General features: G+C 61.4%; 22 protein-coding genes and 1 tRNA gene. 14 read left to right on the top strand and 9 right to left on the bottom strand.

The window, feature by feature from the left end; all coding sequences use genetic code 11:
• Positions 1–32: 32 nt before the first annotated feature.
• Both IQ26_RS09795 and IQ26_RS09790 read right to left on the bottom strand, forming a co-directional pair.
• Positions 33–647, bottom strand: a complete 615-nt coding sequence (locus tag IQ26_RS09795) for a DUF1326 domain-containing protein (protein WP_145716319.1) — start codon at positions 645–647, stop codon at positions 33–35.
• Positions 648–660: 13 nt separating this feature from the next.
• Positions 661–1,599 carry a DUF2182 domain-containing protein gene (locus IQ26_RS09790; RefSeq protein ID WP_145716317.1) on the bottom strand — a complete coding sequence of 313 codons (939 nt, stop codon included), beginning with the start codon at positions 1,597–1,599 and terminating at the stop codon, positions 661–663.
• A gap of 64 nt (positions 1,600–1,663) precedes the next feature.
• On the opposite strand from IQ26_RS09790, the gene IQ26_RS09785 reads away from it, so the two are divergent.
• A complete protein-coding gene (locus IQ26_RS09785) occupies positions 1,664–2,875 on the top strand; it encodes a UbiH/UbiF family hydroxylase (RefSeq protein WP_145716315.1) in 1,212 nt (403 codons plus the stop codon).
• Here IQ26_RS09785 and IQ26_RS09780 read toward each other — a convergent pair.
• Positions 2,852–3,814 carry an AEC family transporter gene (locus IQ26_RS09780; protein WP_145716313.1) on the bottom strand — a complete coding sequence of 321 codons (963 nt, stop codon included), beginning with the start codon at positions 3,812–3,814 and terminating at the stop codon, positions 2,852–2,854. The two genes, IQ26_RS09785 and IQ26_RS09780, sit on opposite strands and share 24 nt — an antisense overlap.
• 224 nt (positions 3,815–4,038) lie before the next feature.
• Here IQ26_RS09780 and hspQ point away from each other — a divergent pair, with 224 nt between their 5' ends.
• The gene (hspQ, locus tag IQ26_RS09775) at positions 4,039–4,362 is read left to right on the top strand and encodes a heat shock protein HspQ (protein ID WP_162457912.1); all 324 of its coding nucleotides are present in this window, start codon (positions 4,039–4,041) and stop codon (positions 4,360–4,362) included.
• Positions 4,363–4,454: 92 nt separating this feature from the next.
• On the opposite strand, the gene IQ26_RS09770 is transcribed toward hspQ, so the two are convergent.
• Complete coding sequence (locus IQ26_RS09770; protein WP_145716307.1) at positions 4,455–5,084, bottom strand: invasion associated locus B family protein; 630 nt, start codon at positions 5,082–5,084, stop codon at positions 4,455–4,457.
• Positions 5,085–5,315: 231 nt separating this feature from the next.
• Between IQ26_RS09770 and IQ26_RS09765 the strand changes: the two genes are divergently transcribed.
• From IQ26_RS09765 to IQ26_RS09755, 3 genes are all read left to right on the top strand, one after another.
• On the top strand, positions 5,316–7,136 hold the full coding sequence (locus IQ26_RS09765) for an extracellular solute-binding protein (RefSeq protein ID WP_145716306.1): 1,821 nt from the start codon (positions 5,316–5,318) through the stop codon (positions 7,134–7,136).
• A 40-nt stretch (positions 7,137–7,176) separates the two neighbouring features.
• A complete protein-coding gene (locus IQ26_RS09760) occupies positions 7,177–7,857 on the top strand; it encodes a DsbA family oxidoreductase (RefSeq protein ID WP_145716304.1) in 681 nt (226 codons plus the stop codon).
• A gap of 489 nt (positions 7,858–8,346) precedes the next feature.
• Positions 8,347–10,233, top strand: a complete 1,887-nt coding sequence (locus IQ26_RS09755) for an ABC transporter ATP-binding protein/permease (RefSeq protein ID WP_162457911.1) — start codon at positions 8,347–8,349, stop codon at positions 10,231–10,233.
• 311 nt (positions 10,234–10,544) lie between these two features.
• Here IQ26_RS09755 and gor read toward each other — a convergent pair whose 3' ends face one another.
• The 3 genes from gor to rpiA all read right to left on the bottom strand — a co-directional run bounded on the left by gor (position 10,545) and on the right by rpiA (position 13,367).
• On the bottom strand, positions 10,545–11,933 hold the full coding sequence (gene gor, locus IQ26_RS09750) for a glutathione-disulfide reductase (RefSeq protein WP_145716300.1): 1,389 nt from the start codon (positions 11,931–11,933) through the stop codon (positions 10,545–10,547).
• A 152-nt stretch (positions 11,934–12,085) separates the two neighbouring features.
• Entirely contained in the window at positions 12,086–12,649 is a 564-nt protein-coding gene (locus IQ26_RS09745) for a DUF2059 domain-containing protein (RefSeq protein WP_145716298.1), read from the bottom strand.
• Complete coding sequence (gene rpiA, locus IQ26_RS09740; protein ID WP_145716296.1) at positions 12,636–13,367, bottom strand: ribose-5-phosphate isomerase RpiA; 732 nt, start codon at positions 13,365–13,367, stop codon at positions 12,636–12,638. Before rpiA ends, IQ26_RS09745 begins: the two co-directional genes overlap by 14 nt.
• 154 nt (positions 13,368–13,521) lie before the next feature.
• On the opposite strand from rpiA, the gene IQ26_RS09735 reads away from it, so the two are divergent.
• The 8 genes from IQ26_RS09735 to IQ26_RS09705 all read left to right on the top strand — a co-directional run bounded on the left by IQ26_RS09735 (position 13,522) and on the right by IQ26_RS09705 (position 19,717).
• Complete coding sequence (locus tag IQ26_RS09735; RefSeq protein ID WP_145716294.1) at positions 13,522–14,205, top strand: phosphoglycolate phosphatase; 684 nt, start codon at positions 13,522–13,524, stop codon at positions 14,203–14,205.
• 127 nt (positions 14,206–14,332) lie between these two features.
• Positions 14,333–14,407, top strand: a tRNA-Val gene (locus IQ26_RS09730).
• 452 nt (positions 14,408–14,859) lie between these two features.
• Positions 14,860–16,122 carry an ABC transporter substrate-binding protein gene (locus IQ26_RS09725; RefSeq protein WP_145716292.1) on the top strand — a complete coding sequence of 421 codons (1,263 nt, stop codon included), beginning with the start codon at positions 14,860–14,862 and terminating at the stop codon, positions 16,120–16,122.
• A gap of 69 nt (positions 16,123–16,191) precedes the next feature.
• A complete protein-coding gene (locus IQ26_RS09720) occupies positions 16,192–17,259 on the top strand; it encodes a carbohydrate ABC transporter permease (protein WP_145716290.1) in 1,068 nt (355 codons plus the stop codon).
• A gap of 1 nt (position 17,260) precedes the next feature.
• On the top strand, positions 17,261–18,136 hold the full coding sequence (locus IQ26_RS09715) for a carbohydrate ABC transporter permease (RefSeq protein ID WP_145716288.1): 876 nt from the start codon (positions 17,261–17,263) through the stop codon (positions 18,134–18,136).
• A gap of 16 nt (positions 18,137–18,152) precedes the next feature.
• Entirely contained in the window at positions 18,153–18,302 is a 150-nt protein-coding gene (locus tag IQ26_RS39095) for a hypothetical protein (RefSeq protein WP_156090926.1), read from the top strand.
• Positions 18,295–19,365, top strand: a complete 1,071-nt coding sequence (locus IQ26_RS09710; protein ID WP_145716286.1) for an ABC transporter ATP-binding protein — start codon at positions 18,295–18,297, stop codon at positions 19,363–19,365. Before IQ26_RS39095 ends, IQ26_RS09710 begins: the two co-directional genes overlap by 8 nt.
• 94 nt (positions 19,366–19,459) lie before the next feature.
• Complete coding sequence (locus IQ26_RS09705) at positions 19,460–19,717, top strand: PepSY domain-containing protein (RefSeq protein ID WP_145716284.1); 258 nt, start codon at positions 19,460–19,462, stop codon at positions 19,715–19,717.
• Positions 19,718–19,807: 90 nt separating this feature from the next.
• Here IQ26_RS09705 and IQ26_RS09700 read toward each other — a convergent pair whose 3' ends face one another.
• Complete coding sequence (locus tag IQ26_RS09700) at positions 19,808–21,718, bottom strand: L,D-transpeptidase family protein (protein ID WP_145716282.1); 1,911 nt, start codon at positions 21,716–21,718, stop codon at positions 19,808–19,810.
• 212 nt (positions 21,719–21,930) lie between these two features.
• Positions 21,931–22,677 (bottom strand): 3-oxoacyl-ACP reductase family protein, encoded by a 747-nt coding sequence (locus IQ26_RS09695; protein WP_145716280.1) that lies wholly within the window; start codon positions 22,675–22,677, stop codon positions 21,931–21,933.
• A 100-nt stretch (positions 22,678–22,777) separates the two neighbouring features.
• On the opposite strand from IQ26_RS09695, the gene IQ26_RS09690 reads away from it, so the two are divergent.
• Positions 22,778–23,392 carry a TetR/AcrR family transcriptional regulator gene (locus tag IQ26_RS09690; RefSeq protein WP_145716278.1) on the top strand — a complete coding sequence of 205 codons (615 nt, stop codon included), beginning with the start codon at positions 22,778–22,780 and terminating at the stop codon, positions 23,390–23,392.
• Positions 23,393–23,424 lie beyond the last annotated feature (32 nt).

Below are 23,424 nucleotides of genomic sequence, written 5' to 3'. Positions count from 1 at the left end.
CGTCTTCTTCTTGCTCACGGGACCCTTCTTGTTCACGGGCCCCGCCAGTCCAGCTTGCAGATTTCTGCCGAACGGCCGGCAAAGTTCCAGTTGCGGCCGAAAGCCCGCATCTTGCTTTTGTCGGACCTGGCGACGATGATTTCCGGTGCGATCCAGTACTCCGAATTGCTGATGACCGTGTCCTTGTCGCGGTCCTTGCCGGGAATCGGCGTCACCGCCCCGTCGATGATCTTCGGTATCTGGAAGATCCGCGTCCTGTCACGCGTCTCATAGGTGATCGGCGCTTGCTCGATGCCGAGGAACTTTCCGACCAGGATGGAGAGCAGCGAAGTGGTTCCGCCGGCCTTGCCGGTGAAAATCCTGGTCAGCGCCTTTACCGCATAGACTGAAGCCCGCTTGTCGATGAACAGGCCGGCGGTCCAGTTGCCACGGCTCATATAGCCGGGGATTTCCATGACCAGCCCAAGATTGAGTCCGGACAGGTCGACCTCGCCGAAATGGCCGGCATCGATGCGGAACCCCGCCCAGGTCTGGCAATAGCCCTCGGTTGGCGGATGATTGCCAAGAGACATCACGCAAGGGCAAAAAACCGTGCAATTGCAGGAGAGTACCAGCTCTCCTTTCATTGCCCAGCCTTGATCTGCCATGGAATCCCTCCCCTCATGCCGAGACTACTAGCAGGGCGGTTGCCCAGACAAGCAGTATCACACCGGCGATCCGGGTTGGCAGCCTGCCCGCCGTCTGTTTTTCGATCAAGGTGAACAGGCCGATCAGCGCCATCCAGAACACATTCATCACACCGACGGCGAACATCACCAGCATCAGCGCCCAGCAGCAGCCGAGGCACCACACACCCTGCTCCATGCCGAGCCGGAAAATGCGGCCAGGCCTCGCGCTCCAGTTCGAAAACAGGACCGAGAACGGGTTTTTGCATTTTGTCAGGCAGGCTTCCTTCAGGCCGCTGAACTGGTAGAGGCCCGCAACCAAAAGCGCGGCTGCGCCGGTCGGTCCGATCACCGGGTCGAGCATCTGCATAGATGAGGCGAAGGCGTGGACGAGGAGCGTCAGCGCCGCAAACACCGCCGACGCAGCCAACCACACGCTGAGGTAACCGGCGACCAGGACCAGCGGATGGACGACGGGTTCGCCCTTGATCCGCGCGGTATCGGCGATCTCGCAATAGGTGCGGATCATTGGCGCCGCCGAGGGGAGCATGGTGGCGACCGCCATCAGGAACCACATGACGATGAGCGCTTCGGCCTGCGCGCCGACGCCTCCGTCGAGCGGCGCGGGTGCAAGACAAAGGGTGAAGAAGCGCTCGAGAAAGTCCGGCAGCGGCAGCTTCGGCAGAGATCTGAGCATCGTGTCGCCGGGTGCATCGATGCCCGGCCCCCGACTCTGAGCGCCACGTATCGCCATGGCTCCAAGAAACAGCCATGCCAGGAGGACGCCTGCGCCCAAAATGATGTTGACCGTCAGTCGAGGATTGCGCGAGACGCTTGCGGTGGCGCGGCCGGCACGGTCGAGATGGCTGAAATCGTGGTCTTGGCCGGTCATGGCAATCGAATGGGCCGAATCGCCGCGTTGATCAAGCCGCATGATAGGGCCTATATCCTCACCAGGTCGGACCGACCGCCTCGCCTCGCAATCGGGAAGCCGAATTTTGGATCATCGTGAGACAGCACGGATACTGGTTGCCGGCAGCGGCCCGGCGGGACTGATCGCAGCACTTGGCTTCGCGGATGCCGGCTTTCCCGTGACGCTCGTCGGCCCTGAGGCAAACGGCCAGGACGGCCGCACGACGGCCTTGATGAACCCTGCCCTGAATATCCTCGAGCGCTTGGGCGTCCTCAGCGCGGTGAGACCCCAGGCAGCACCGCTGAAGGTGATGCGCATCGTCGATGCAACCAGCCGGCTGATCCGCAGTCCGGTGGTCATTTTTCGCGCCAGTGAAATCGGCGAGGAGCAGTTCGGGCTGAATTTGCCCAACGGCGCGCTCAACCCCGCGCTTGCCGAGGTCGTTGCAGCGCATCCCGGCGTCGAATGGCGAAAGTCGATGGTGGAAACCTGGCGCCTCGACGCCGATCATGCCCATGCCGTCCTGTCTGACGGCAGTGAGATCGCAGCATCGCTGGCGGTCGCTGCCGACGGGCGTCTGTCGCCGGCCCGCGAGGCTGCCGGCATCTCGACATCCGCCCGATCCTATCCGCAGGCGGCATTGGTTCTCAATTTCGGCCACCGCAGCGACCATGCCTTCACCTCGACCGAATTCCACACCGAGACCGGCCCGTTCACCCAGGTCCCCCTGCCCGGCAACCGGTCCAGTCTTGTCTGGGTGGTGGAACCGGAAACAGCGAAAGAGCTCGCCGCACTGGACGATGCCACGCTTTCGAAGCGGATCGAGCAGCGGATGCAATCGATGCTGGGGCGGGTGTCCGTGGAGGCCGGCCGGCAGATCTATCCGCTTTCGGGCGTGACGCCCCGGTGCTTCGCGCGAAACCGGGTGGCGCTTGTCGGCGAAGCCGCCCACGTGTTTCCGCCGATTGGCGCGCAAGGTCTCAACCTTGGTATCAGGGATATCGACGATCTGATTGGAATTTCTTGCAAAAACAGGGAAGATCCAGGCGCCGTCAAGGCGCTCGCAGCATATGATTTCAGGCGGCGGCCCGACATTCTGGCACGCAGCAGCGCGGTCAATCTGCTCAACAAGTCGCTGCTCTCGGACATGCTGCCGGCACAGATGGCGCGCAGCGCCGGCCTCGGCGTGCTCGGCGGCTTCGCGCCGCTTCGCACCTTTTTCATGCGCGAGGGGATGCGGCCCGGCAGTGGTTTTGCGGCGCTTGCCGGCGGCTTAAGGAAACAGGTCCGGGGGTAGCACGCCCTGACGGATCATGTAGAGCAGCCCGGTCACCGTCATGACCGAGAGGCAAGTGGTGATCAGCACGCTGGCTGAGGCACGTTGCACCCAGACGCCATATTGCTGGGCGATGACGAAGACGTTGGTTGCGGTCGGCAATGCCGCCAGCAGCACCGCCGAAAACAGCCAGGTCTCGGAAAAATCGCCGACCCAACTCAGCACGACATAGCACAGCAACGGGTGCAGGATCAGCTTCAATGCGGCGATCACCGCCAATTCGTGCGGGATGCGATTGAGTGGCCTGAGCGCCAGGGTGACACCCATGGCGAACAGAGCGCAGGGAGCCGCGGCGCCGGAAAGATATTCGAGGAAGCGCTCAACCGGTTCGGGCGGGCGAAAGCTGATATAGGCGGCAGCCACCCCCATGGCGGTCGCAATGATGAACGGGTGCAGCACGATCTTCCTGAGAACGCCCAGAACGAGCTGCAACGGCGATGTCTTGTCGTCCCCGGAAAGTGCCATCATCATCGGCGCGACGGCGAAATGGATGATGTTTTCGAAACAGAAGATCAGAGCCACGGGCACCGCCGCGTCGTTGCCGAACGCCAGCAGCGCAAGCCCCGGTCCCATATAGCCGATATTGCCATAAGCGGCGGCGAGCGCCTTGATGGTCGATTGCGCGATCTCGCCCCGCGAGGTCAGCACCGACCATGCGAACATCAGCGAAAAGATCGTGTAGGTCGACACCACCGAGCCGAGGATGAAGCTCCATTCCGTCAGCCGCTCGAACGGCGTTTTTGCAAGCAGTTGGAAGAATAACGCAGGGAGCGCGACATAGACGATGAAGGTGTTCATCCAGCCGAGCGCTTCCAACGGCTGCCTGGTGATGCGCGCCACCAGGAAACCCATGAAAATCAACCCGAAGAACGGAAGAACAAAACCGATGATGTCTGACATTTTGTGCCGGCGCGGAACTCTCGGGCGGGGCTAGCCCGTGGCGTGATGGGGCGTCAAGCGCTTCGGCATTGGATTGATGCTGAGTCTGCGCCAATAGAGCTTATGCATCAGCCCTAAAGTCGGGCTCGATTTTTTGTAGCGTGGTGTGTAGATTCAAAGTCTTAGAGCGTCTTTTTGCGCAACCAAGGAAGCGCGGCACTCTTGGGGTTCAAGTGGTGAGTACGATGAAAACAGCGAAATTCTCGATCGGGCAGGTTGTTCGCCACCGGCTGTTTCCATTCCGCGGCATCATTTTTGATGTCGACCCGCAATTCGCCAACTCGGACGAATGGTACGAGGCGATCCCCGCGGAGGCGCGCCCGCGCAAAGACCAGCCGTTCTACCATCTGCTCGCCGAGAATTCGGAAACCGAATATATCGCTTACGTGTCGGAGCAGAACCTGCTCGAGGATCAGTCTGGCGAACCGGTACGGCATCCGCAGATCGGCGAGATGTTCGACAAGAAACCGGACGGACGTTACGAGCCGAAACGCCGATCAAGACACTGATCTTGCGGGATGGCGGCCGGAACGAAAAAAGCGGGGCATGACCCCGCTTTTTCCTAGGCATGGGAAATGTCTCGTTTGGCCCCTTGGGGCGATCAGTTGGCGACCTTCGCCTTGTCCTGCTCTTCCTTGAGCTTCTTGGCGAAGTCCTGATTGTTCTTGGCAACGAAATCCTGAAGCTTCTTCTGCCGATCCTCGATGTCGGACTGCTGCAGCGGAGGACCGTCGAAGGCGCCGCTGAAGCCGGTCAGCGCGATCTTGATCGGGTTCGGCTGGTTCTGGAAATTGACCGAGGTCAGCGTCAAGTTCGAACCCTTCTTGAAGGAATTGACGAGCTGGTCGGTCAGCGGCACTTCCGCCACGCACCGGTCGGGAAAGCAGATAACATAATCGAGCTTCTGCGCCTTGCCGCCATCGATCTGAAGGCCGATGCCGGGAGGGACCAGACGGCCGGTCGGAACCGTCACCTGGAACACCTTGCGGTTCACCTTGCCCTTCAATTCGATCAGGCTGACGCCGGTGACGAGCTGGCCGTTGCCGGCAGTGGTGATGTTCTGGACATTGCAGATGTCGACGTCTTCCTGCTTGGTGCAGGCTTTGAACCAGCCCTGCGGAATCTGTTGTTGCTGCTGCGCAAAAGCAGCGGGAAGTTGTGCACCCAGAAAGCCGACCACGCCAGCGGCAATGACCGAAAGGCGGTACGCGTTGCTGTTCAGGCTCGTCATGTCGTGCACTTCCTCTCAAATGATCCCGGACCCGGCTTCTTCGCGCCGTGTGGTCCTGCTACCTGTTGCCAAAATGAGGCAACAGAATGACTCGGACGGCGTGTTACACTGCAAGCGGTGCCGAATCCAGCCCGATACTCGCAATTCTTGAATTCACGATTGGCCGGCAGGCAGCCGGCTCGTGTTAGGGTGCGCTCCGAATCATAAAGCCGACCCAGTAAGGAGACGGTCATGGGCCGCGTTCTTGTTTGGCTGATCACCGCGATCTCGTTCGTCACCCTTTCGCCCCAGCCAGCTCTGTCGGAGCCGAAACACGCGATCGCCATGCAAGGTGAACCGGCGCTGCCGGCCGACTATACGCATTTCAGCTACGTCAATCCCGATGCGCCCAAGGGCGGCCGCATCACCTATTGCGTCGTCGGCAGCTTCGACAATCTCAATCCGTTCATCCTGAAAAGCCTGCGTACGACGGCGCGCGGCGTGATTGACAAGATCTTCGGCAATCTCGTCTTCGAGCCGTTGATGCAGCGCAATGACGATGAAGCCTTCAGTCTTTACGGCCTGCTTGCAGACACTGCCGACATGGACCCGGAGCGCAAGAGCATCGAATTCCACCTCGACCCGAGGGCCAAATGGTCGGATGGCCAACCGGTGACTGCGGAAGACGTGCTGTTCACTTACGACGTCTTTACCGAGAAAGGCCGGCCACCTTACAGCGCTCGCATGAGCATGGTCGCCAAACTCGAAAAAACCGGCGACCGCAGCGTGCGCTTCACATTCAATGAGAACGCCAACCGCGAGACTCCGTTGATTATCGCGCTGACGCCAATTGTGCCGAAGCACGCTTTCGACAAGGAGACCTTCGACAGGACCACGCTGAAACCCGTGATCGGCAGTGGGCCTTACACCGTGGCGCAAGTGGCGCCCGGTCAGCGCATCGTGTTCAAGCGCAACCCGGATTATTGGGGCAAGGACGTCCCCGCCAAGCGCGGTTTCGACAATTACGACCAGATCACCATCGAATATTTCCTCAATGCCAACGCCAAGCTGGAAGCTTTCAAGAAAGGCATCTGCGCCATCGATGACGACAGCGATCCGGTCAAGCGCGAGCGCGATCTCGATTTCCCGGCCTTCCACAAGGGCGATGTGATCGCCGAAACGTTCGAGACCGGCATCCCGCCAGTGGTGACGGGGTTCCTGTTCAACACACGGCTGCAGAAGTTTTCCGATCCAGTCGTTCGACGCGCGCTCGGCATGCTCTACGACTTCGAATGGGCCAACAAGAACCTGTTTGGCGGCAAGTACATGCGCACCATGAGCTACTGGCAGAATTCCGAGCTTTCCGCGCTCGGCCATCCTGCCGACGACAGGGAAAAGGTGCTTCTGGCACCCTACCCCGGCCGTGTGCCGGCCGATGTCATGGACGGCACCTGGCGGCCACCCGTTGCCGACGGTTCAGGCCAGGACCGCAAGGTGCTGAAGGCCGCCTTCGATATATTGAAGGGCGCGGGCTATACTTTGCAGGATGGAGCGATGCTCGATCCCGGGGGGAAGCCCTTCGGTTTCGAGATCCTGATCGCCTCGCAGCACGAGGAGCGCCTTGCCGCCATCTACCAGCGCACGCTGGGAAAGATCGGCATCGATGTCACCATCCGCAGCCTTGACGGCGACCAGATCCAGTCGCGCAAGCAACGTTTCGATTTCGAGGTGCTGATCGGCGCCAGCGGTTTCGAGAACTCACTGTCGCCCGGCATCGAACAGCTCGGGCGTTGGGGATCCGCTGCCGCCAATGCCGAAGGGTCATTCAATCTTGCCGGCGTCGCCGATCCGGCGGTGGATGCCGCGCTCGAGGCTATGCTCGAGGCCCGCAGCCGCGAGGATTATGTTGCCGCCGTCCGGGTTCTCGACAGATTGCTGATCTCCGGCAACTACATGGTTCCGATGCAGCACAACACGCAGCAATGGCTTGCCTACTGGAACTATCTGGAACATCCGCAAAAGACGCCCATATCAGGCTATCGATTGCCTACATGGTGGCGCAAGGCGGACTAAGGACCCGAACCGAAGGTCCGCGTCAGCATTGGAGACGAAGATGAGCGCGTTGAACTCCATCACCGTCGATGTCGTGTCCGATGTCGTCTGCCCGTGGTGCTTCATCGGCCAGAAGCGGCTCGACAAGGCGATTGCCGCGGCAAGCGGTGTCGACGTGCACATACGCTGGCGGCCGTTCCAGCTTGACCCGACTATCCCGCCAGAAGGCAAGGATCGCCGCGAATACATGGTGGCCAAGTTCGGCAGTGACGAACGCATCCGCGAAATCCACGCCCGCATCGAGCCCCTGGGTGAAGCCGAGGGAATCAACTTCGCGTTTGCCGCCGTCAAGGTCGCGCCCAACACGCTGAACGCGCACCGCGTCATCCGCTGGGCTGGTGCTGCTGGCGAGGTCGTGCAGAACCGGCTGGTGCGGCGTCTGTTCCAGTTGAATTTCGAGGAAGGCGCAAATCTTGGCGATCACGTCGTGTTGATCAAAGCCGCCCGTGAGGCCGGCATGGATGCATCCGTGGTCGAGACGCTTTTGCCGACAGACGCCGACGTCGAGGCGGTGCGCACCGAAATCGCCACCGCTTCGCGCATGGGTGTCTCAGGCGTGCCGTGCTTCCTGCTTGAAGGCAAGTATGCGGTAATGGGCGCGCAGGACGCCGATACGCTCACCGACGCCATTCGCCAGGTTGCGGCGGCCAAGGCGCGGGGTGAGCTGGAGAAGGCGAACTGAATAGCGCCTCGGCCAACGCCGTTTTCGATCACTTTTCCCACCGCCACCAGGTCAACATGGCAACAAGGATGCGCGGAAGACGGCACGTTTTTGCGCGCATACATCTTCCGCAGTACAGAGTTGGCCGATCGATCACGCTTTTACCTTCACAAAACTGTGTGAAGAGCTTCCCTTGGGGCAAGGTGTCGGTTCTCACATTTCTAAACTGGCAATTACCTGAAATTATTAGATAATATGCCTCCCGGACTGACACCGCATGACATTGCGGTCGCTAAATTCTGTTGCTTGACGGCAACGGCGAGCGAGCCAATCTCTCGCCGCCCAAGAAAAGATAATGGAAAATGATCAATTGGTGTTACTCTCTGTAACAAAACAAAAAGAGGTTTGGGCGGGATAGTGATTCGGGTCGGTAGACCAGAGCGACATTCAATATCGGAAAAATGGCTCCGCGGTGCCGCAAGGCCTCCGCTCCTGACACCGGTTTCCCCGATGCGCAGCTTCTGGGGACTGATGCGGGCCTACTGGTTCTCGGACCGCTGGGTCGAGGCCTGGACGCTGACGCTGGTCATCGCACTGTTTACCGCGCTCTCCAGCAAAGCCGGCGTCTGGTTCGCCGAGGCATCTGGGGAACTGGTCAACTCGATCGCCTTTTACCACGATGCCGCGAACACCACGCCGCTCGCATCGCTGCTCAACAACGCCGGCATGCTCGTCCTTCTGGTCGTGCTCAAGGACGCAGGCTTTACCGGCATCCGCACCTTTGTTTCCGCGACGCTGCATCGCAAATGGCGCGGCTGGCTGGACAGCCGTTTCAACGAAGCGCTGCTCGACACCAATCATACGCATTTCCATGCCCAGCATGGTTCGTCCGGCACCGCCGCTCCCGACAACATCGACCAGCGCGTCCAGGAATCGATCAAGGACATGACTGGCGGAGCCATCGGCCTCGCCATGGGGGTCATGGCTGTCGCCACATCGCTCTATTTTGTCGGCCGGAAACTGCTTGAAAGCTCGGCGGAAGTGAAAGGGCTGGAGTTCCTCGGCAGCTACGGCAGCGCGGTCCTGGCTTTCCTGGCGGTCGCCATATACGTGCCGCTGAACACCTGGATCGCGGTGAAGCTCGGCAGACTGCTGGAACGGCTCAACGTCCGGATGCAGCAGTTCGAAGGCAGTTATCGCGGCGAGCTGACCACGTTCCTGCGTCGCAGTTTCCACGTCGCCGCCTCACAGGGCGAGAATGTGCAAAAGACGATGCACGACCGGCTTTACGTCGACATCGACCGCACCTGGGCGCAGCTGAACATCGTCAACACCGGCTACCGTTCGTTCGAGCTGGTCTACAATTTCATCGGCGCCCGCATTGTCGCCTACGGGCCGGGCCTCGTTCCCTACATCCACAACCGTTTCGATCTCAAGGGCTACATAACCGGCTCCGAGATGGTCAACTCGCTGATCAATCAATGTTCGTGGTTCATCCATGTCATGCCTTCCATCGCCGCGCTGCGGGCCAACAGCCAGCGCGTGACCGAACTCGCCAACGCTATCGAAAACGTCCAGCGCCCGCAGGAATTCTACAGTCTCACCGGCTGCTCCGATTTCCGCTACGATCGCCAGAACCCGGTTTTCGGCTTGACCATCCAGAAGCTGGAGCTGGCGCATCAGGGCGAGGACGCAGCGCCCTTCCTGAGCGCCGCGAACCTGCGCTTCCGACGCGGCGAGTGGACGTTCCTGAAGGGTGAATCAGGCTGCGGCAAGACATCGCTGATCAAGGCGATCAACGGCTTGTGGCCCTATGGCCGCGGCACCATCGTCTTCCCGGAAGGGATCGATAGTTTCTATGCAGCCCAGGAGGTCAAGCTGCAGCAGGTTTCGCTGAAACAACTGGTCTGCCTTCCCGGCTCGGAGCGCGATCACACCGACACGCAGGTCGCATCGGCTCTGCACAGAGCCGGCCTTGGCGATTTCATCGAACACATGGCCGATGAAAGCCGTGAGGGAATGAGCTGGGACCAGGTGCTTTCGGGTGGCCAGAAACAGAAGCTGGTTGTCGCCCGCATCGTGCTGCAGCAGCCGGGGCTGCTGTTCCTCGACGAAGCGACCGGCGCGCTCGATCCCGAAGGGAAGATAGCCTTCCATCAGGCGATCAAGGACAATTGTCCAGACGTTACGGTGATCTCAATCATGCACGAGGCCGTGCCGCCAAGATCGCTTTCAGGCGCCGAATTCTACCACAGCATCGTTACGATCGCGGATGGCATCGCGACCAAAAAGCCGCTGGCGCCGAGCCTGCCGGTCGAGCTCACCACCATCCTCGCGCATCCCAGGCCGGTCGAGGAAAGATGGCTGCGTTTCCCTCGCCGGATGAGGCAGAAATAGCGGCGACACAACAATCGCAGTCCACCGTGGCGTCTCACCCGGACTGGTGATCTGTTTTGCAGTGTCGCTGGTGATCCTGCGCGAGAGGCGACCGGCAGGAGGGTACAATCAGCCCAGCCGGCCATAGATCGCGTCGCGCAACGTCGAGGCCGTTCGCGCCGGGGCGACCAGGACAAAGGCGCCAACGATGCGCCCTCCTCGACAGCCCGGTCGACGACCTGATCAAGGCGCCGGCCAAAGTTGCGGTCGAGCGACCCGCACCATTGGTCGCATGCAAGGAATGCTCCGTTGGTGACGATACGGGCGGAACCTCAGACGCGCTCGCCGTCCTTCACCCGGTAGGTCGGCTTGTACATGGTGACGAGTTCTTCCGCGGCGGTCGGGTGCACGGCCATCGTACGGTCGAAATCATCCTTGGTCAGCCCGGCCTTCAGCGGGATGCCGAGAAGCTGCGCCATCTCGCCGGCGTCCGGCCCGAGGATATGGGCGCCGAGCACTTTTTTCGAGGCACCGTCGACCACCAGCTTCATCAGCATCCTTTCGTCGCGGCCGGACAGTGTGTGCCGCATCGGCCGGAAGGTGGCGCGGTAGATCTCAAGATCGGAAAAACGCTTGACGGCCTCGTCTTCCGACAGGCCAACCGTACCGATTTCGGGTTGTGAAAAGACGGCGGTGGCGATCGTATCATGGTCGGGCGCGGTCGGGTTGCCCTTGAAGGCGGTCTCGACGAAACACATCGCCTCGTGGATCGCCACCGGCGTCAACTGCACGCGGTTGGTGACGTCGCCGATCGCCCAGATATTGTCGATGTTGGTGCGCGAATATTGATCCACATTGATGGCGCCGGTCTGGGTCATCTCGATGCCAACGCCCTCAAGACCCATGTTTTCGGCATTGGGAAGGCGGCCGATCGCAAGCATGACCTGGTCGACCGTCAGCACCTTGCCGCCGGTGAGGAGCGCGTCGAGCCGTCCGTCCGGCCGCTTCCTGATCCATTCGGACACGGCGTGACAGAGAATTCTTATCCCCTTCTTCTCCATCGTCTCGTGCAGCATGCGCCGCAGATCCATATCGAAGCGGGAAAGTATCTCCTTGCCGCGATAGACCAGCGTGGTGTCGACGCCGAGGCCGTGAAAGATGTTGGCGAATTCGACGGCGATATAGCCGCCGCCCTCGATCATGATCGCCTTCGGCAATTCCTGGAGGTCGAAGGCTTCATTGGAAAAGATGCAATATTCGTGGCCGGGCAGAGCCGGGTGCGGCGCTGGGCGGCCGCCGGTAGCGATGAGAATCTGGTCGGCCGTGACGGTGCGGTCCTCGCCGAGAAGATGCACCACATGCGGATCGACCAGCATGGCGCGAGACTGAAACGTCTCGCCGCCGGCGCCTTGTACATTCTTCTTGTAGATGGCTTCCAGCCGGCTGATCTCGCGATCCTTGTTGGCAACCAATGTTTGCCAGTCGAAGCTCGCCTGCGGCACGGTCCAGCCATAGCCGGCGGCGTCGGCAAAGTGTTCGGGGAACTGCGAGGCATAGACGTAGAGTTTCTTCGGCACGCACCCGCGAATGACGCAGGTGCCGCCATAGCGGTATTCCTCGGCAATGCCGACGCGCTTGCCGAGCGCCGCCGCCACGCGCGCCGCCCTCACCCCGCCGGAGCCGCCGCCGATGACGAAAAGATCGTAGTCGTAACCGGCCATGGTGCGGCTCCTTGCCCTTCAAGCGTCCGAGACAGGTAGGCTGCAAACCACCAAAAGAAAAGCCCGGGCTACAACGCCGCGCATGCCGTCGGACGCGCAACGGAGGCCGGGCTTTCCGGTCCAGCAGCGACAACGCCGCCTGGAAAATATGCTCAGTTCTTCGGTGCTTCCGGCTGCGTGCCAGCGGCATTCGCCGGTGCCGCCGGCGCCGCGGCCTTCGCCGCCGCGGCCAGCGTTTCGCCGACCTGCTGTGCGAGATCGCGGGCGACGCCGTTCTGCCAGATGTCGGCGGCCTTGACCAATTCACGCGTCACGGCCGGGCCGCTGTCGAGCAGCTTCTTGCCGGAATCGGAATTGTAGAAAGCGGCGATGTCGGTAAGCTCTTTTTCGGAAAACACCTTGGCATAGGCCATGGCTGCTTCCTTCTCGAGATCGGCACGGCGCGAGGCCAGCGCCAGCGCCTTTTCGCTGATGGTCCTGCCGATCAGTTCCTGCATGTCCGGGTTCTTCTGGATAAGCTGCTGCTGAAGCGCGGCGGCGGCCTGCGGCAGGATGTTGTCGAACGGGTCCGTCGCGTGGATCGCCGCGACCGCGGCGCGGGCCGCCTTCAGATGCCCGTCACTGACGTCCTGCGAGAACGCCGGCGATGAAAACGCAAAGACGGCTGAAGCTGCCAGAATGGCAGAAAGACGGCGAACCCGGTTATGCAACGTCATGATCGATAGAACTCCCTGGTTTTCGGGCGGCATGGACGGTTTGGATGCCGTCGCTGCCGGCGATGATGGCCACTGATGCCAGCCCGATGAAAAGACCATGCTCGACCACGCCTGGAATGGCATGGAGAGCATTCGAAAGCGCTCTTGTATCCGGAATGCGGCCAAAAGATGCATCGAGGATAAAATGGCCGCCGTCTGTAACAAAAGGCTGGCTCCCCGTCATCCTCAATGTGACGGGACCGGAAAGACCGAGCCTTCCGGCCGCCGCGGCGACCGCGATTTCCGTGGCACGCAGGCCGAACTGGTTGACCTCTATGGGCAGCGGAAAACGGCCGAGCGTCTCGACCATCTTCGAATGGTCGGCAATGACGATCATGCGGGCGGAAGCCGCCGCCACGATCTTTTCGCGCAGCAGCGCGCCGCCGCCGCCCTTGATCAATGTCAGCGCCGGATCGATCTCGTCGGCGCCGTCGATGGTAAGATCGAGTTCGGGCGTTTCCTCCAGCGTCGACAGCGGCACACCGAGCTCGCCGCAAAGGATGGCGGTGCGCTCCGAGGTCGGCACGCCGAAAATGGTGAGGCCGGTGGCGACCTTTTCGGCGAGCAGCCGCACGAACTCCTCGGCCGTCGAGCCGGTGCCGATGCCTAGCCGCATGCCGTCACTCACATGGGCAAGCGCTGCCCGTGCCGCCTCGACCTTCAATTGCCTCGCATCCATGCTTTGAGTCGCGCCCTCAAAATTTGTTTCGGCGCTCCTAGCATCTTTGCCAGTCCGGTCAAAGACCTTGGCTGTGGACCGATCAAGCACCGCTTGCCTGAATGGATCGCAGCGGCTATCGCCTGCCAACGACGCAATCGCCACAGGACAGGCCATGACCCGACCGATTATCGTGTTCGACCTCGACGGGACGCTGATCGACACGGCGCCGGACCTGCTCGACAGCCTCAACCACAGCCTTGCCGCCAGCGAACTCGCAGCCGTCGACGAGGTCGGCTTCAGGCGCTTCGTCGGCCATGGCGGGCGGGTGATGATCGAGCGCGCGCATGCCGCGCAGCAGAGATCGCTGGCCGTCGAGGAACACGACCGGTTACTGAAACGGTTTCTCGATCATTACACCGACAACATCCCGGGCAAATCGCGCCCCTACCCCGGCGTCGTCGAGACCATCGCCCGATTCGAGGCAGCCGGTTATCTCTTGGCCGTCTGCACGAACAAATACGAAGCCAACTCGGTGGCGCTGATCGAGGCACTTGGCCTGGCGAAGCATTTCGCTGCGATTTGCGGTCAGGATACGTTTGCGTTCCGCAAGCCAGACCCGCGCCACCTGACCGAAACCATTGCGCTGGCCGGCGGCGATCCGCACCGCGCGCTGATGGTGGGTGATTCGCAGACCGACATCGATACGGCCAAGGCCGCCGGCATTCCCGTGGTGGCGGTCGATTTCGGCTACACCGATCGCCATGTGCGCGAATTCGAACCGTCGGCGGTGATTTCGCATTTCGATGCGCTGACGCTCGGTCTGGCCGAACGCCTGATTGCGGCTGCGGGGCGCTGAGCGCGACAGCGACCGGGTCGCTCCAGCCGGGTTGCATCCGGTCTTCGTCGGAACGCCCGGACATCGCCTTGACTTCCTCGGCCGGCCTCCCTTATATCGCGGCGCGCTTGGCCTTCGGGCAACGAGCGGGCGATTAGCTCAGCGGGAGAGCACACCCTTCACACGGGTGGGGTCGCAGGTTCAATCCCTGCATCGCCCACCATTATCCGCTCCCGGAACAGAGCCACAAATCCGCATCTCGGTCGCCTAGGCCTCGAACTTCTGCCTCATCGCCAGGTTCGCAGACCGACCGTTCATGCGATGCGTCAAGCGATCATGTACACATCACAAGCGTGTCTACCCCCGGGGAGCCGCTCAGGCCGCATTGAACGCGGGCTGGGGGAGAAAGTTGACGGACGATGAAATCGTCCTAGGTGAGCTTCTATCTCCGTAGTGGTGCCCGGGAATTGACGAGAGGAAATCGCCACCGACCTTCTGCTCCGAAACGCTGGATGAGATAGCGCGGTTGCAAATGCTTCCGGCTTCCGCAAACATTGCTGGACCTCATTAAGGGCCGCAGCGCTCGGCCCGGAACCAGGACGCCGGTGTCATGGCGGCACTCGGGGCTGACTTTGAATTCGTCAGCGTCCTTACGTCAAAAGGGAGGAACAACCAATGAAACTGACAAAACACCTCGCCGGAGCGATGATCGCGTCGACCTGTCTGTGTGTGCCCGCGGTGGCGCAGACGAAGTTGACCATGTGGTATCACGGCGCCGGCAATGAGGTGGAGTCGAAAATCCTCAACCAGATCATCTCCGACTTCAACACCAGCCAGTCCGACTGGACGGTGAGCATCGAGAGCTTCCCAGAGAAGACCTACAACGATTCCATCGCGGCGGCAGCCTTGGCGGGAAACCTGCCCGACATCTTGGATGTGGACGGGCCCATCATGCCCAATTGGGCCTGGGCCGGCTATCTGCAGCCGCTGCCGATCGACGAGAGCGAGTTCGCCGACTTCCTGCCCGGCACCAAAGGTGTGTGGGACGGCAAGCTCTATTCGATCGGTCTGTGGGACGCAGCGGTGGCGCTTTTTGCACGCCAGTCGACGTTGAAGGAGCTGGGCCTGCGCACTCCGACCCTCGACAAGCCCTGGTCGCGCGAGGAATTCATGGCCGCGCTCGATGCCGCCAAGGCCTCGGCCAAGTATGAATATGCCCTCGATCTCGGCATGAACGACCAAGCCGAGTGGTACTCCTATGCCTTCTCGCCGTTCCTGCAGAGTTTTGGCGGGGACATTGTCGACCGTTCGACCTACCGGACCGCGGAAGGCGCGCTAAACGGCGAGGCTGCGCAGGCTTTTGGCAAGTGGTGGCAATCGCTCTTCACCGACGGCTATGCGCCTGGCACCAGTGAGGACCCCGCCGATCAGCAAACCGGCTTCATCGACGGTAAGTTCGCGTTCCAGTGGAATGGCAATTGGCGCGCGGTGGAGACGATGGCAGCCGTAGACGACGTTGTCTTCCTTCCAGCCCCCAACTTCGGCGCGGGCAGCAAGATCGGTGCGGGCTCCTGGCAGTTCGGCGTCTCGGCCAAGTCCAAGCATCCGGAAGGTGCTGCCGAGTTCATCAAGTTCGCCACGCAGGACAAGTATCTGGCTGCCTTCTCCGACGGCATCGGCCTGATCCCGCCCACGCCCTCGGCGGCACAGATGACAAAGAACTACAAGGATGGCGGCACGCTCGCAATGTTCTTCGACCTCTCCAAAGCACAAGCTCTGGTGCGCCCGATCACTCCGGGCTACGTGGTCCAGTCCAAGGTCTTCACCAAGGCAGTGGCCGACATCGCAAACGGTGCCGACGTGGCCGATACGCTCGATGCGGCCGTCGACGAGATCGACGCCGACATCGAAAACAACGACGGCTACGGTCACCGCTAGTTCTATCGCACCGGGCTCCGCGCCAGCCGCGGACTCCACGCTTTCTAGCTTCCTGTGCGGATATCGCAAATGGCGTCGAAACTAACCCTGTCGAACCGGACGGGCTGGACATTCGCCCTGCCGGGCTTCGCACTCATCGTCATATTCGTCGTCCTGCCGTTTTTCTTCGCGATCGGTCTCTCCTTGACAAATCAGCGGCTGCTGTCGCCTAACCCCACCCAGTTCGTCGGGGTGGAAAACTATCGGCAGCTCCTGGGCCTTGCGGTGGTGACCCTCGAGCCTGAGCGCGACGATGCTGGCGAAGTGGTTCGAAACGAGGCCGGCGAAATCCAGTATCCGCGCCTGCGTAAGATCACCCGCAGCAACGACTATCCCCAGTATCGCGGCATGCGCGAGTGGTTCCGCTGGCAGTCCGGCGAGAACGTCACGGTCGTCATCGCCAGCGACGTTGTGTTCATGAAGGCGCTGGTGAACACCTTCCTGTTCGTCCTGGTCGTGGCACCGGTGCAGGCCGGCCTCGCGCTGGTACTCTCTTTGCTCATCAACCAGAAGCTCAGGGGCATCAACGTATTCCGGACCATCTACTTCATGCCGGTGGTGGTCTCCATCGTCGTGGTCTCGCTCCTCTGGCGGTTCATCTATGACGGCCAGAACGGGCTGTTGAACAGCATCCTCCATGGCCTCACCTTCGGCCTCTTCCAGCCCGTCGACTGGCTGGGCAATCCCTCGACGGCGCTGCCCGCGATCATGGCCATGTCGATATGGCAGGCCGTCGGGTTCCACATGGTCATCTGGCTGGCCGGGTTGCAGACGATCAGCCCCACGCTCTACGAGGCCGCCGCGATCGAAGGGGCTTCGAAATGGCAGACCTTCCGCTATGTCACCTGGCCGGGCCTGCGCAACACCGCCGTGCTTGTCCTCATCGTGATCACCATGCAGGGCTTCGCGCTCTTCGCCCAGATCGACGTGATGACCAATGGCGGTCCGCGCGACAGCACCCAGACCCTCGTCTTCCAGGCGGTTGAGCGCGGCTACGGCAAGCAGGACATCTCGGGCGGCTCGACCATCTCGGTCATCCTGTTCGTGATCGTGCTGACGATCTCACTCATCCAGCGCTGGCTGACACGGGAGCGTTAAGATGGTCATCAATCCCGACAATTACGGCCTGAGGCTCTTCGTCCGCTACCTGGTGCTATGCCTGATCGCGCTGATCTTCATCTTTCCGCTCGTGTTCATGATCAATTCGAGCTTCAAGCCCGACAGTCAGCTCCTCGCGGACACTTCCAGCCTGCGTGCCTTCCTGCCCGTGGGGGATATCAGCCTCGACAATTATTTCGGGGCGTTCCAGCGGGCGCCGGTCGGCCTGTTCGTCTTCAACTCGGTTCTGGTCACCGGGATGACCGTCGTTCTTTCGCTGCTCATCTGTTCGCTGGCCGCGTTCTCCTTCACTTTCCTGCGGTGGAAGGGGCGCGATGTGATGCTCTCGATCGTCATCGCCACGCTGATCATTCCTTTCGAGATCATCGCTATCCCGCTCCTGCTCCTGGTCTCGAAACTGCCCTGGATCGGGCTCAACGGGCTGGAATTGGGCTGGCTCAACACCTACCGGGTGCAGATCATTCCCTGGATCGCCGACGGGCTGACGATCTTCCTGTTCGTGCAGTATTTCAAAGGGCTGCCGGGCGAGCTGATCGAGGCGAGCCGGGTGGAGGGCGCGAGCTGGTGGCAGGTTTACTATCGCGTCGTCATGCCACTCTCAGGGCCGGTTCTGGCGACCGCCGCCATCCTGAAGTTCCTCGTCATGTACAACCAATATCTCTGGCCGCTCATCGTGGTGCAACAGGAAAACCACCGCCCGGTCATGGTCGGTCTCGGCTACTTCTTTCAACTCAACGTCGCTTGGGGCGAGGTCATGGCTTATCTCACCCTTATCACCGTCCCGGTGCTGATCTTCTATCTCTTCCTGCAGCGCGCCTTCATCGCATCGATCGCCTCGACCGGTGTGAAGGGCTGAATACAAGGAAGGCAAAATGGTTCCCGTACTCAAAGACGAGTGGATCTGGAGCGGCTGGCATGTTCATGACGGCAAGCGCCAGCACAGCCATTTCCTCAAGGCCGGTAAATCGATCGGTGATCCCGAATTGCGGCACATGGGAACGGGAGCCACCGCTTATGGCTGAGGTCTCGTTCAAGGGCGTCAAGAAATCATATGGTCGCGTCGACGTCGTCAAAGGAGTCGACATCCACATCAACGATGGCGAATTCGTCGTCTTTATCGGACCGTCGGGCTGCGGGAAGTCCACCTTGCTACGCATGATCGCCGGGCTCGAGGACATAACCGAAGGCACCCTCGAGATCGGGGGCCGGGTGGTCAACGAGCTCCAACCCAAAGAACGCGGTGTGGCGATGGTTTTCCAGAGCTATGCCATCTTTCCGCACATGACCGTGCGCGAGAATATGGCGTTCGGTCTTACCATTGCGGGCGCTTCCAAGCCGGAAAAGGAGCAGAAGGTCGCCGAGGCCGCACGCATCCTGCAAATGGAGCATTTGCTCGACCGCCGCCCAAGCCAGCTTTCGGGCGGCCAGCGCCAGCGAGTCGCTATCGGGCGCGCAATCACGCGGAAACCGGCCGTATTCCTGTTCGACGAGCCGCTCTCCAATCTCGACGCAGCCCTGCGCATGGATATGCGCATGGAAATCGGCCGGCTGCGCAGGCAGCTGGGCGCAACAATGATCTATGTCACCCACGACCAGGTCGAGGCGATGACGCTGGCTGACAGGATCGTGGTCCTGAAGGACGGTGAAGTCATGCAGATCGGAGCACCGATGGAGCTCTATCACGAGCCGGCCAACAGGTTCGTAGCCGGCTTTCTAGGAGCTCCGTCGATGAATTTCCTGATTGTCGACATTCTCGACCTTGACGGCGAAGCGGCGACGGTCGGCAACCAATCCCTGGAGCCGATCAGGGTCGCGACCAGAAGCCGCCCCTTCCGGAAAGGCGGCAAGGCCATCCTGGGTATCCGTCCGCAGTACCTGCGGGAGGCGCCGTCTGGAAAGGGCATGCTGCACGGCACCGTAGCACTTGCCGAGCGGCTGGGCAGCGAAACGGTCGTGGACCTGATGCTTCGCGACGATCGCGAGCTCATCGCGGCCTTCGATGAGGACAAGATATTTGAACCGGGTGACGCTCTGGAACTCATATTCGACACGGCCTTGGCCCATCTCTTCCCCGAGGACGGGTGATCTGCAGTTGGTTGCCGTAACCGTGTGCATTCCAGAACCCGGAACAAACCTGCATGGCCGCGAGTTTCTACTTGTCGAAGTGTGAGGGAAAGCCATGTCCAGACTTGTTTTGGCGACAGCTGTCGCAGTTCTTCTTTTCGGTGGACCGGCATCTGCCGCGGATGACAGACCGCTGCCACCCCAGAATGCCAAGAAACTGTCGGAAATCGTCGCCAAGGTCGAGCAGCGCAGCGACTTTCGTTACATCGACGAGGTCGACTGGGACAGCGGCGCCTACACCGTCACCTACTACACGACCGACAGGGCGAAAGTCGAAATCACCTACGATCCGGTGACAGCCGAGCCGAAATAGATCGTTCCTCTCGGCGTTCCGCGCGAGCGACTTCATCCTTGGCAGCTTTTTCTCTAAGGTGCCGGTGACCGGAGCCGGTAATCCGAGTCCTCAGCTTGCCGGCGAGCGCACTGCTTCCGTGCTGTCGAGCGCCTGTTGCAGACGCGTGTCGCGGTCGTAGACGTCATGGAAGTATTCGACATTGCCGGACATGTCCGGCCAGGCGGTGAAATAGGCGACATAGACCGGGATCGTGCGCGCGACCTTTTCGGTCGAATGTCCGTGCTTCAGCTTCTCCGCGACATAATCGACCGAGGTGCCGAGCACGGCGGCCGCCATGCCGCGCGGATCCTGCAGGCGAACGCAGCCGTGGCTGAGGGCCCGCATGTCACGTTCGAAGAACGACTTCTGCGGCGTGTCATGCATGTAGATTGCGTGCTTGTTGGGGAAGAGTATCTTCAGTTCGCCCAGCGCGTTGGCCTCGCTCGGCAGCTGGCGCACGCCATAAGGTATCTTCGCGCCATAGGCGCCCCAGTTGACCGAGGAAGAGGGAATGCGCTTGCCGCGCGCGTTGACCACTTCGTAACCAGCGCGGTCGAGATAGCCGGGATCCCTGCGCAGCCGGGGCAGCATCTCATTGACGAGGATCGACTGCGGCACGCCCCAATAGGGATGGAAGTCGACCTGCTCCACCTGATCGTAGAAGAATGAAGTCTGGTTCGTGATTTTGCCGATCACGGCGCGGGTCTTCAGCTTCTCCTCGCCATTTTCGATATAGCTCGCCGTGAAGGCCGGCTGGTTGATGAAGACACGCGGACTGCCGAGATCGGATGGCAGCCAGCGTAACTCTTCCAGCGCGACCTTCACTTTCCGGATCTTGTCGACCTTGGACGTTCCGACCAGCGCCGCGACGGTGCGCGGCCCGATGACGCCGTCGCCCTTCATGCCAGCCTTCTTCTGCACCGCCCTGATGACCGGCACCAGTTCCGGATCGTAGACTTCGCTGGTGGCAAGCCTGGCCAGTATCTCGCCATAGGCGCCGCCCATCTCGTCGTCGAGGTCGCGCGCGATCTTCGCCAGAAGCTTCGGCAGTTCGGGGCTGGTCTGCCCCGGTTTCAGCAACAGCTTGGGATCGACGACCACTTCGTCTTCGGCGCTGGCCTGAAGCGATTCCAGTTCGACGCGCAGCGCCTGATACTCCACGTTCTGCGGATGCCGCGATTCGAGGTAGGTGCGCGCCTGCTGGGTGCGTGCCAGCGTTTTCAGCACGCCTTCCATATCGAGCGGCTTGGCCGGGAAATCGTAATAGCCGGTGATGCGATTGGGATCGACGCGCCCGCTTTGAGCGTCATGGACGTAGCGCAGGACGCGCGCCGACAGCGCCATCTCGAAGCGGGCGAGCTCTTTCAGCCGCGTATCTGTGTTGCTCGTCGATGCGCCGGCGGCGGGCACCTCTACCGTGTAGTCGTTGGGCGTGAGGCCATAGCTCGCCGTTTCACCAAGCACCCGCACCGCATCCTGCGCGCGGCTGTTGGCACCGTTTTCCGTTACCCAGATGAAATCCGGATTGGCCGAGTAATAGGCAATGAGCGCCTTGGCGATGTCTTTTTCGGCGTAGAGTTCGTAGTCACCGAGCCCGGCGATCGCTTCGCGGAAGGCAACGTCCGTGGCGGAAGATGGCTGGAAGGCGGCATCCTGCGGCATCGCCGGCTCCGGCGTTGCCGCCAGCGTCGAGAAGTCGACGCGCACGAGCGGATCGCTCTTGTAGGTGCGATAGGACGGGCTGCTGATTTGGGCGCCACCACCGCCGCTGCGAGAAACGGCCGGCGCGTTTGCATTTGGCTTGTATCTCGGCTGCCTTGAAGGCGGCGGGGGGAAATCACCTTGCGGTGTGTGCCTGATGCCACCACCGAAAAGCCTCTCGAAAAGCCCTTGCGCGTCCGCTTGCGGCACGCCGAAGGCCAGCATTGCCGTGACCACCGCAAGCGGCATCACGGTTGCTTTGTTTCCGAGGAATTTCATGGATCACCCGTTCCGGCTGCAACCGGTTCCCGTTGCGCATCGCTTGACGGTCTCGCCCACCGCATGACGGATGTAAGACGCGACTACACCGATTCATACTGATTTCGTTAAGCTTCCATAAATTTCGGAAGATCTGTTGCAGAACAGTTTCACAACATAGTGATAACCGGAGCGAATTGGCTTCGCTCCGGTTCCGGGCAACAGTGCACGGGTCAGGCGTTGGCGCCGCCGTCGATGGTCAGTGCAGCGCCTGTTACAAAGCGCCCTTCGGGACCTGACAGCCAGGCGACCATGCCGGCAATCTCTTCAGCCTTGCCGAAGCGAGGCGTCGCCATTTTCTGTCGCTGGTGCTCGGCGTGCGGACCGCTGGCCGGGTTCATATCGGTATCGGTCGACCCGGGATGAACGACGTTGGCGGTGATGCCGCGCGAACCGAGGTCGCGCGCCAATGCCTTGGTCAAGCCAACCAATGCCGCCTTGCTGGCCGAATAGGCGCTGAGGCTGGTGTCGGTGACACGCTCCGCCAGATTGCTGCCGATCGAAATGATCCTGCCGCCCTCGCCCATATGCTCGACTGCCGCCTTCGAGGCCACGAACGGGGCTCTGACATTGACCTCCATGGTCTCATCGAAGTCGGCGAGCGGCAAGGTGTCGATCGGCGCGGCGCGCCAGATACCGGCGCTGTTAACGAGGATGTCGAGCCGCCCGAAAGCCCTCACCGCCTCGCTGACCGCCTCCTGGATTGCGGCGGCGTCGCGATTGTCGGCCTTGATGGCGATGGCGCGACCGCCGGCTGCCTCGATTTCCCTAACGACCGAGCGGGCCTTCTGCTCGCCGTTCACGTAGGTGAGCGCGACACGGGCGCCGTCGGCCGCGAGCCTTCGCGCAATCGCCGCGCCGATGCCGCGGCTGCCGCCGGTGACGAGCGCCACCTTGCCGTTCAAGCCTTTGGATGACATTTTTGTTCTCCATTTTGTAAGGATCGATACATAAATATCTGTCAGCCTTGCCCGCATACGTCAACTGATTTATGTATCAATCAATACAGAAAAGGATGCCATGCCTGAACGAGGACGCCCCCGCACCTTCGATCGAACCGCCGCCTTGCGGCGCGCAATGGAGGTGTTTTGGACCAAGGGCTACGAGGGCGCATCGGTGAGCGACCTGACGGCGGCGATGGGCATCAACTCGCCCAGCCTCTATGCCGCCTTCGGCAGCAAGCAGGCGCTGTTCCTCGAGGCGGTCGAACTCTACACGCAGGTCGAAGGCACCGATATCTGGTCGGCGCTGGAGAAGGCGCCGACCGCACGCCAGGCGATCGAGCGTTTCTTGCGTCAGACGGCCAAGGCCTATTCGCAGACCGATCGTCCGCAAGGCTGTCTGATCGCGCTCGGCGCACTGCACCAGGACTCAAGTCGCGGCCCCATCTGCGATGACCTGCGCCGCCGCCGAGCCGAGAGCCGCGCGGCCCTGCTGAAACGGCTCGAACGTGGCGTGGCGGAAGGCGAACTGCCGCAAGGCTTCGATAGCAGCACGGCTGCGACCTTCTACGCGACCGTGCAGCATGGCATGTCGATCCAGGCGCGCGACGGCGCATCGCGCGCGGCGCTTCTGGCGACGGTGGCCGGGGCCATGGCGGCGTGGAAGGCGATGGCCGGCACGGACGCGGCGTGAGACACCGGCCGCATGGCAGCCGGATTCTCGGT

It is taken from the genome of Mesorhizobium tianshanense (assembly GCF_007830515.1).
In the GTDB taxonomy this organism is placed as follows: Bacteria; Pseudomonadota; Alphaproteobacteria; order Rhizobiales; family Rhizobiaceae; genus Mesorhizobium; species Mesorhizobium tianshanense.
The sequence above is the reverse complement of the archived record's forward strand: the minus strand, read 5'-3'. Positions and strand labels throughout refer to the sequence as shown.

What these genes read in the sequence shown, in the direction of transcription:
- IQ26_RS09705 (WP_145716284.1), top strand. Translation starts at nt 19,460, where the DNA reads ATGTCCAGACTTGTTTTGGCGACAGCTGTCGCAGTTCTTCTTTTCGGT.
- IQ26_RS09695 (WP_145716280.1), bottom strand. Translation starts at nt 22,677, where the DNA reads ATGTCATCCAAAGGCTTGAACGGCAAGGTGGCGCTCGTCACCGGCGGC.
- IQ26_RS09700 (WP_145716282.1), bottom strand. Translation starts at nt 21,718, where the DNA reads ATGAAATTCCTCGGAAACAAAGCAACCGTGATGCCGCTTGCGGTGGTC.
- IQ26_RS09720 (WP_145716290.1), top strand. Translation starts at nt 16,192, where the DNA reads ATGGCGTCGAAACTAACCCTGTCGAACCGGACGGGCTGGACATTCGCC.
- IQ26_RS09790 (WP_145716317.1), bottom strand. Translation starts at nt 1,599, where the DNA reads ATGCGGCTTGATCAACGCGGCGATTCGGCCCATTCGATTGCCATGACC.
- IQ26_RS09745 (WP_145716298.1), bottom strand. Translation starts at nt 12,649, where the DNA reads ATGACGTTGCATAACCGGGTTCGCCGTCTTTCTGCCATTCTGGCAGCT.
- gor (WP_145716300.1), bottom strand. Translation starts at nt 11,933, where the DNA reads ATGGCCGGTTACGACTACGATCTTTTCGTCATCGGCGGCGGCTCCGGC.
- IQ26_RS09710 (WP_145716286.1), top strand. Translation starts at nt 18,295, where the DNA reads ATGGCTGAGGTCTCGTTCAAGGGCGTCAAGAAATCATATGGTCGCGTC.
- rpiA (WP_145716296.1), bottom strand. Translation starts at nt 13,367, where the DNA reads ATGGATGCGAGGCAATTGAAGGTCGAGGCGGCACGGGCAGCGCTTGCC.
- IQ26_RS09735 (WP_145716294.1), top strand. Translation starts at nt 13,522, where the DNA reads ATGACCCGACCGATTATCGTGTTCGACCTCGACGGGACGCTGATCGAC.
- IQ26_RS09715 (WP_145716288.1), top strand. Translation starts at nt 17,261, where the DNA reads ATGGTCATCAATCCCGACAATTACGGCCTGAGGCTCTTCGTCCGCTAC.
- IQ26_RS09690 (WP_145716278.1), top strand. Translation starts at nt 22,778, where the DNA reads ATGCCTGAACGAGGACGCCCCCGCACCTTCGATCGAACCGCCGCCTTG.
- IQ26_RS09760 (WP_145716304.1), top strand. Translation starts at nt 7,177, where the DNA reads ATGAGCGCGTTGAACTCCATCACCGTCGATGTCGTGTCCGATGTCGTC.
- IQ26_RS09780 (WP_145716313.1), bottom strand. Translation starts at nt 3,814, where the DNA reads ATGTCAGACATCATCGGTTTTGTTCTTCCGTTCTTCGGGTTGATTTTC.
- hspQ (WP_162457912.1), top strand. Translation starts at nt 4,039, where the DNA reads ATGAAAACAGCGAAATTCTCGATCGGGCAGGTTGTTCGCCACCGGCTG.
- IQ26_RS09765 (WP_145716306.1), top strand. Translation starts at nt 5,316, where the DNA reads ATGGGCCGCGTTCTTGTTTGGCTGATCACCGCGATCTCGTTCGTCACC.
- IQ26_RS09770 (WP_145716307.1), bottom strand. Translation starts at nt 5,084, where the DNA reads ATGACGAGCCTGAACAGCAACGCGTACCGCCTTTCGGTCATTGCCGCT.
- IQ26_RS09755 (WP_162457911.1), top strand. Translation starts at nt 8,347, where the DNA reads ATGCGCAGCTTCTGGGGACTGATGCGGGCCTACTGGTTCTCGGACCGC.
- IQ26_RS39095 (WP_156090926.1), top strand. Translation starts at nt 18,153, where the DNA reads ATGGTTCCCGTACTCAAAGACGAGTGGATCTGGAGCGGCTGGCATGTT.
- IQ26_RS09725 (WP_145716292.1), top strand. Translation starts at nt 14,860, where the DNA reads ATGAAACTGACAAAACACCTCGCCGGAGCGATGATCGCGTCGACCTGT.
- IQ26_RS09795 (WP_145716319.1), bottom strand. Translation starts at nt 647, where the DNA reads ATGGCAGATCAAGGCTGGGCAATGAAAGGAGAGCTGGTACTCTCCTGC.